The organism is Pedobacter sp. CG_S7 (assembly GCF_040544395.1).
Taxonomy (GTDB): domain Bacteria; phylum Bacteroidota; class Bacteroidia; order Sphingobacteriales; family Sphingobacteriaceae; genus Pedobacter.
On record NZ_JBEONS010000063.1, the window covers coordinates 1 to 7,627 of the forward strand.

At 35.3% G+C, this 7,627-nt stretch carries 7 protein-coding genes; 2 read left to right on the forward strand and 5 right to left on the reverse strand.

Going from position 1 to position 7,627, the window contains the following annotated elements:
* Positions 1 to 422 precede the first annotated feature (422 nt).
* Positions 423 to 1,028: a PAS domain-containing protein gene (locus AAKU52_RS16710; RefSeq protein WP_354335651.1), complete on the forward strand. Its 606-nt coding sequence runs from the start codon at positions 423 to 425 to the stop codon at positions 1,026 to 1,028.
* 12 nt (positions 1,029 to 1,040) lie between these two features.
* Here AAKU52_RS16710 and AAKU52_RS16715 read toward each other — a convergent pair whose 3' ends face one another.
* The 4 genes from AAKU52_RS16715 to AAKU52_RS16730 form a co-directional block, all read right to left on the reverse strand.
* The gene (locus tag AAKU52_RS16715) at positions 1,041 to 2,198 is read right to left on the reverse strand and encodes a cytochrome c3 family protein (RefSeq protein WP_354335652.1); all 1,158 of its coding nucleotides are present in this window, start codon (positions 2,196 to 2,198) and stop codon (positions 1,041 to 1,043) included.
* 155 nt (positions 2,199 to 2,353) lie between these two features.
* Entirely contained in the window at positions 2,354 to 3,592 is a 1,239-nt protein-coding gene (locus AAKU52_RS16720; RefSeq protein WP_354335654.1) for a TSUP family transporter, read from the reverse strand.
* Between the two features lie 63 nt (positions 3,593 to 3,655).
* On the reverse strand, positions 3,656 to 4,312 hold the full coding sequence (locus AAKU52_RS16725; RefSeq protein ID WP_354335656.1) for a peptidylprolyl isomerase: 657 nt from the start codon (positions 4,310 to 4,312) through the stop codon (positions 3,656 to 3,658).
* A complete protein-coding gene (locus tag AAKU52_RS16730; RefSeq protein ID WP_354335657.1) occupies positions 4,305 to 4,886 on the reverse strand; it encodes a MiaE family protein in 582 nt (193 codons plus the stop codon). The genes AAKU52_RS16725 and AAKU52_RS16730 overlap by 8 nt, the downstream gene beginning before the upstream one ends.
* Before the next feature lie 97 nt (positions 4,887 to 4,983).
* Between AAKU52_RS16730 and AAKU52_RS16735 the strand changes: the two genes are divergently transcribed.
* Positions 4,984 to 6,231 (forward strand): glycosyltransferase, encoded by a 1,248-nt coding sequence (locus AAKU52_RS16735; RefSeq protein WP_354335658.1) that lies wholly within the window; start codon positions 4,984 to 4,986, stop codon positions 6,229 to 6,231.
* 114 nt (positions 6,232 to 6,345) lie between these two features.
* Here the strand turns inward: AAKU52_RS16735 and AAKU52_RS16740 are convergent, their stop codons facing one another.
* A complete protein-coding gene (locus AAKU52_RS16740) occupies positions 6,346 to 7,320 on the reverse strand; it encodes a 3-keto-disaccharide hydrolase (protein ID WP_354335660.1) in 975 nt (324 codons plus the stop codon).
* Positions 7,321 to 7,627: the final 307 nt, after the last annotated feature.

Here is a 7,627-nt window from a genome sequence, read left to right on the forward strand (position 1 = left end):
CTATTACCGACACCTGCAAGAAAAATGAGCAGGCCATCTTAAATGCTTTCTTGACTATTGCTTCATCATAGAGGTACCTGAGTAGTTACAAATTAGCAAAGAAATAAAAGTAATTAACGCAATTTTTTAGGCTTATTAAAGATGAAAATTTGACAAACAAAAAAAACAAATAACTGTTTGATAGTAGTTTATAAAACATTTTTATCACTTTTAATAAATTAGATAGATTAATGAAATCATCATAAGCTAAAACCTATAAAAAAATGTATCCATATTGAATCAATTAGTTTGTTTATTTCAGAAATGTTAAGACATTTTATTTAAATTCAGTTAACTAGCAGTAATTTTGAGTTACTTTTAATATTTTCGTATAAAATATCATCATATTTAAAATCAAAAGAGAATTAACTATTCATAGGCAAATGCAAAATTTTGAAAACGCAAAAAAACTATTAAATAATTCTAGTATATACTATTTAATTGCTGTTGATATGAACAGTAACTACCTTTATATTAATAAGCGGTACCAGAATTCATTCAATGTGATTAGTAGCCAGTTGGTAGGTCAGCATTACGCTGTGACTGTACATCCAGATGACTTAGAAATATGCCATTCCGTTTCTGCTAAATGTTTCCAAAATCCTAGCCATGTTTTCCCCGCAATTATAAGAAAACACGATGGAAATGGTGGATACATTATTACCCAATGGGAATACAGGGCTATGTTTGATGATAATAACTTACCTGCTGGCATGCTTTGCATAGGTAATGATATTACGGAGTTTATGCAAACCAGTATTGATTTGGAAACTGCTAAAAAGTCATTAAACGATGCAGAACTTACACTCAATCAACTTTTTTACTTGCAATCGCATGTGTTTAGAAAACCAGTTGCAAATATTATTGGTTTAACCTTAATACTTGATTCAATGGAAATAGATGCTACAATAAAATCAATATTTTCAATGGTCAATCAAAGTGCAAAAGAACTTGATGAGGTGATAAAAAAGATAGCTGAGAAAGTTTAATTTGAATAAGACTTATTTTTCGGCTTTTAAAAGGTCTTTATAAACAGCAATACGGTGAGTTCTCACCTTATAGGGAATCTTATCCTTACTGTTACTAACCTGGAAACCAATTGCACTAGACTCCTTTACAGGCATATGGCAGTCGATACAGTTTGTTGACAACAGCGCGTTATCTTTCTCTTCTATCTTTGTATGCGCCACATTTTGGTGACAACTGATACACTTCTGGGAATAGATTTTCAGACTTACTTTATTTTCATTGTGTATTTCATGACAGGAAATACAATCGGTCTTTCCAATTATATAACAAAGACCTGCTTCCAGTAATTGTTTTTGGTTTCCATGAACATCAGGATCTTTACCAGTAAAGGCACTGTATTGAGGCAGACTCCTTAAAGTGTCTCCTGGTTTAAAGAAGAATGTTGGCGTTAAGGATTGTAACTCAATACCGGAGTGACAAACACCACACATATCTATTCTACGGCTTAATGGTAGCGATTGATAACTTACCATGTGCGTTGCCTCTTTAACCTCTGGATTTTGCTGATGAAATTCAACATGTTTAGTTGCTGGCCCATGACAACGCTCACAATCTATACCTGCTATTAATGATCCCTTAACAAACTCCTCTTCTTCTTTTAAATCATTCGTTTGGATCAATTTCTTATCAACATAAGAAGTGTGACATTCTAAACAGCGGGCTATGATGGGTCTGCCAAAATAAATCTGTTCTGCTGGAAAGCCAGGACTATTTACCCATTGGTGTTCTTTGGTCAGGTAATTTAATGGCATCTGCATCAGCTTTTTCCCGTACCAAAAAGCAAAAGTATAAGCACTCAAACCAGCTCCAAATACAAAATCAAGTCTTTCTGCTTTAACCTCTTTTCCATTGATATAGGCAATTTGATATAAACCCCCTTTTCGCTTTTCTATACCAACTTTGGTTTTTTCATTAAAAACAAACTCCCCAATAGGCAGCGTTAAACTATCCGTAGCTGTAGCAGAGGTTAAAAAACCGGAAGTATTAAAGTGTGCATTATGCGCATAGGAATCTGCGATGTTTTTATGGCAACTGTTACAGGTAGTGCTTCCTGCATAAGCGGCACCCCTGCTATCTTTTTCTTTAATTTGTGTGCATTGCACAATAACTATTACAATGGACGACAGCATAAAAAGGAGGAGTATAAAATGCCTTTGGCCCATGAAAATATTTGATTAGATTTTAAATATTCGATTTTAAATCTATTTAAAATATGTTTAATATACAAGTATTATATACCTATTTTAACCAATGAATTTACCCTGTTTTACCATCCTTAATCTACTTAAAAAAGAGTTTTGTAAATGGTTCTGATACTTGATATAATAACCAGGGCACCCACAGAAATAAGTATAGTTTTAGAATTTAATTTTCCGGCAAGCCTTGCTGCAATTGGAGCAGCAACAACTCCACCAATAATTAGTCCAGTAATAATCTGCATATGACTGGTGCCCAATAGGACAAAGAATGTAAGTGCACTACCGAAAGTAACAAAGAACTCAGTTAAACTTACTGTACCAATGATATATCTTGGTGTTTTACCTTTAGCAATTAATGTACTTGTTACCAGTGGGCCCCAACCACCACCTCCAAAAGAATCTAGAAATCCTCCCGCACCGGCAAGCCAACCTGCATTTTTAACTTTCCTGCTTTCATTTTTCTTTTTGAAGGCATTTGTTAATATACGCACCCCAAGAAGAAGCGTATATATAGATAATATCGGACGTAACCAGTCACCATATTTTTCACCCAGGTATACGAGAAATATAGCGCCAACAATTGCCCCCAGAACACCAGGAAAAACTATAGTTTTAAAAAGCTTCTTGTTAATATTACCAAATTTATAATGACTAAAGCCTGAAGCTCCACTGGAAAACATTTCGGCCGTATGAATACTTCCGCTAATAGCTGCGGGATTTAGGCCCGTCGACAATAATACTGTAGTAGAGATTACGCCATAACCCATCCCCAAGGCACCATCGACCATTTGTGCAAAAAATCCGGCAAGAATCATCCAACCAAAAACAGCATCAAGTTTAATAGCACTCACATAGGTCCAAAAATCAGTAAAAAGATTCGTTAAGGGGTAAAATGAAGATATAGCGTGACCAGAAAAAATAAATGCAAGTGCAAAAAGACATCTTCCAGCAAATTTCTTCCAATATTTCTCATCACGTACATTAAAACTTTTTATACTAGCTAATTTTGAATGCTGATCTGCAATCAGCGAAACTAAAATACCTTTCTCTATGGCTATATGTTGAATTTTACGATTTAAAGCCGTATTGGCAACTTTTAATATGATCAAATCATATTCAGCAATTAGCTCCGGCGTGTAAACTGATTGTGTTCCTTCAATGGTACCATCTTCCAAAAGCAGCGAAGTAACAATATCCTTGTTCCGTTTTTCCATTGCAAATACCGCTTCAGCAATTTCCGGACTCTCTCCTACCAACAAAATCCTGTAGCTTTCTTTTTCTAAAATCTTATATTCCTTGGTATTTTGATAATTTATCTGAGTCATTTTAAAATACTTCTTTACGCTATGGCATGTAAAGATATAATTAAATCTACTATGTTGATAGAATTAATTGCGAAATTTTAAGCTTTCTTTATTGGAAAGAACTCTCGGGGAAAAGGTAATTTGTATCTTAGGAAGATCCTCTTTATTCGTTATTGCCGAATTGATCGCATCAGCAACAGCCATACCTTCCACTATTTCACCGAACACAGTGTAATCGTGATCAAGATGAGGTATTCCTCCAACAGTTTTATATACTTGACGTTGCTTCGAAGAAAACTTAAAACCTTTCTTTTGTTCTAAAACATCCAATTGCTGATCTGTAAAAATTTTACCTGACACAAGATAGATTTGGGTCAAATAAGAACTTTTCTGTGGATTATCATTTCTCCCGGCACCTAATGCCCCTTTTTTATGAAAAAGTTCAGGAATTATTTCTGCTTCGATTCGCTTTAATGGCAATTCTGGATGCTGTTTTTCCCTTTCCAGAATAGTATCATCTAATTCTCCCCCCTGACTTACAAATGATTGAATTACCCTATTAAAAGCTGCATTATTAAATAAACCATTTTTAATACTTAGCAAAAATGCATCCCTGTGTTTTGGGGTTTGATCATATAACAGCAAAGTAATATTGCCTTTGTTAGTTGCTAATTGAACAAAGCTGGACTGCGCATGGCAAGCAACCGTAATTAGCATTAGAAACAGCGTAATTTTAACCATGAATAGCCTCTTTATTACCATAACTTTGTATCAGTTCACCTTCAAATTCAAGCCATTCTTTCCATCTTTCATCTACATCAATATCGATGGTGTATTTACGGGCAAAGTTTAAAAATGTAGTATAATGGTTTGCCTCAGAAACCATTAAATCATGATAAAATTTAGCCAAATCCTTGTCTTTAATGTTTAAAGAAAGAACACGAAAACGTTCACAGCTTCGCGCCTCTATCATTGCAGCAAATAAAAGACGGTCAATAAAAGCCGAATTTCTACTCCCATCTTTACGATTAAATTTTACTAGTCGGCCAACATAATCATCTTTTCGCTCACGCCCTAAGGTAAAACCACGTTTTTTAATAATGTCAACAACCATTTGAAAATGCTGCATCTCTTCAATAGCAATAGCAGTTAACTCTTCTACTAAATCCATGTGCTCAGAATTATTTGCGATCAGCGTAATAGCATTCGTTGCAGCTTTTTGTTCGCACCAGGCATGGTCTGTCAAGATCTCTTCTAAATTCGATTCAGCAATATTTGCCCAACGTGGGTCTGTCAATAATTTTAATCCTAGCATGAGTTATCAATAAATTCTTTCCTGTCAAATTTAGGAATAATCACAGTGTTTTAAAATTATGGGTTAAAAACATTTAATTTGCATAAATTTTAAAGAAATGAACTCGAAAAGAATATTGATCATTGGATTGGTATGGCCTGAACCTACCTCTTCGGCAGCGGGCACAAGGATAATTCAATTGATCAATTTATTTCTTTCTGAAGGGTATGAAGTGTTTTTTGCCTCTGCAGCCTCTAAGGGTGATTTCAGTTTTAATTTGAAAGATTTAGGTGTTGTAGAACAGGAGATCAAACTAAATGACCAGCGCTTTAACCATTTTCTGAAGGAAATAAACCCTGCTATTGTCCTCTTTGATCGCTTTATGATTGAAGAACAATATGGATGGAGGGTTCAACAGGAATGTCCTGATGCCTTAAAACTATTAGACACCGAAGATTTACATTGTTTACGTGATGCAAGACAGCAAGCTGTAAAAACTGGCAATTCCATAGCATCAGTTGATTTATTTACTAATTTAGCAAAAAGAGAAATCGCTGCTATATTACGTTGCGACCTTTCACTGTTGATCTCGGAAATAGAAATGAAAATCCTTGAAACGAAGTTTAAAGTAGACCCAGCTTTAATTTATTATTTACCTTTTTTAGAAGAAGAACTCACTGAAAAAGCTGTTCAAGATTGGAAACCTTTTGAAGAACGCGAAGGCTATGTTTTTATTGGCAATTTTTTACACGAACCCAATTGGCATACCCTCCAAATATTAAAAACAAAGATATGGCCCACATTGAGAAAAAAAACCCCAACAGCAATACTTCATATTTACGGAGCCTATGCCGCTCAAAAAGTGATGCAACTTCACAATGAAAAAGAAAAGTTTCTTATTCATGGTCGTGTAAAAGATGCAAGAGAAGCTATTTCAAGACATAGAGTCTTACTTGCACCTATACAATTTGGCGCTGGGGTAAAAGGGAAGCTTATTGATGCCATGCAAGTAGGAACCCCATCGATTACTACTGTTGTTGGTGCCGAAGCAATGAGAGGAGATTTAGATTGGAACGGGGCAATAGCCGATGATATGGACCTTTTTATTGACTATGCTGCAAATTTATATCAAAACAGAGACTGGTGGTTAATGTCACAACAAAAAGGAATCCGTATACTCAATGAGCGGTATGGAAAATCACTATTTGAACTGTCTTTTATTGATTATATTAAGGCATTAACCTTGAATTTAAGGGTACATCGACATCAAAATTTCTTCGGTCAGCTTTTGCAATACCATACGGCTAACAGCACTAAATATATGTCTTTATGGATTGAGGAAAAAAACAAAAACAAGCTGACCTAAAAAGAAGGAGCCCGATGCAATACCGGGCTCCTCTATTAAATATTTAATTGTTAATTTCGTCTAGACTTTTTGGGGCATTTCAATTGGTATCCCCTTCTTTCTCATTGCAAACCATTATTTTGCTGGTGTAATTACAACTTTTCTAAATTCTACAGAACCATGATCTCCCTGGATATAAATTGGCCCAGGTTCTCCTTCGTTGCTATCAAGTGCACCACCCGTAATCCCAGGTATTTCCTGGTTACTAATCACCGTTTTTCCATTCGCTATTATTGTTACCCTGCGCCCAACCAGCGTAATATCAAAAACCTGCCATTGATCAGGACCTAAAGCAGCAATTTCACTAGGGGTTAAAAATCCATAAACACCTCCAAACAATACGTTTGAAGGATGTGCATCTTTAGGACTGTCCTCAATTTGCACCTCATAACGACCTCTTAAATATACTCCACTATTACTTCCCTTCGGATATTTAAATTCCAAGTGCAATTTAAAATCACCAAACTTTTGATCCGAAATTAAATTAGAACCAGAACGCGGACTAGTTAAAATATTATTTTTAACTACCCATTGGTTTTCACCTAATGCCTTCCAACCAGTAAGATTTTTCCCATTAAATAGCTCAATAGGTTTAGCCCAAACAACTGTAGCAGTGCTTTTCAGATATGGAGCTTTTACACCTTTCCAATTATACTTTTTCCCCTCACTGGTAACTATGGTGCCTTTAATTTCAGCGCCTGCTAATTCACCTTCAATTTTAAAATCCTGATCTCCTTCTTCCCACTGTGGTGGAATAGCAAAACTAAATTTACCATTATTGAAAATTACTTTGGCAATGGGACGGGCACTTCCGGAGGCTCCCACAAATGAACCTACCAAAATACGGGTTCCCGAAAGCTTAACTTCCAACCAGGAAGGAGTTGGCTTTCCATTAACGTCCATAGTAATGTCCCAGCGACCTATCAGGTCTTTTGCTGTTTTGCTTTGCTGAACGTGGGTAAGCGTGGAATAGTCTGCTGAGAAAAGCATATTTGCTGATCCAAACAGTAAGAGACTACTTAAGCCTAATATAAGAAATTTCTTTTGCATATATAGAATTTTAAGGTAACAGCGTAAGGTAATGATCTTACGCTAAGATTTTAACTAAAATTTTAAAAACGTTACTTGGGTTGAAGAATTTTCAGAAATTTAATCTTTAAATAATGGCCTATAAGCCCGCTTAAATAAGAATAAAAAGACAAAACATTTGTTTACCTGCCGCTGAAACAAATGTTTGTTAAGAATAAAAAATTAAGAATACAAGTAACTACTCAGGTACTTTAAAAGATTTGACTGTTTTCAGCCCTTGTAATCGTTGTTAGTTTAGGGGCAGTTTCAAAATTCAAATAAAATGGCT

What these genes read in the sequence shown, in the direction of transcription:
- AAKU52_RS16715 (WP_354335652.1), bottom strand. Translation starts at nt 2,198, where the DNA reads ATGCTGTCGTCCATTGTAATAGTTATTGTGCAATGCACACAAATTAAA.
- AAKU52_RS16710 (WP_354335651.1), top strand. Translation starts at nt 423, where the DNA reads ATGCAAAATTTTGAAAACGCAAAAAAACTATTAAATAATTCTAGTATA.
- AAKU52_RS16730 (WP_354335657.1), bottom strand. Translation starts at nt 4,886, where the DNA reads ATGCTAGGATTAAAATTATTGACAGACCCACGTTGGGCAAATATTGCT.
- AAKU52_RS16720 (WP_354335654.1), bottom strand. Translation starts at nt 3,592, where the DNA reads ATGACTCAGATAAATTATCAAAATACCAAGGAATATAAGATTTTAGAA.
- AAKU52_RS16725 (WP_354335656.1), bottom strand. Translation starts at nt 4,312, where the DNA reads ATGGTTAAAATTACGCTGTTTCTAATGCTAATTACGGTTGCTTGCCAT.
- AAKU52_RS16735 (WP_354335658.1), top strand. Translation starts at nt 4,984, where the DNA reads ATGAACTCGAAAAGAATATTGATCATTGGATTGGTATGGCCTGAACCT.
- AAKU52_RS16740 (WP_354335660.1), bottom strand. Translation starts at nt 7,320, where the DNA reads ATGCAAAAGAAATTTCTTATATTAGGCTTAAGTAGTCTCTTACTGTTT.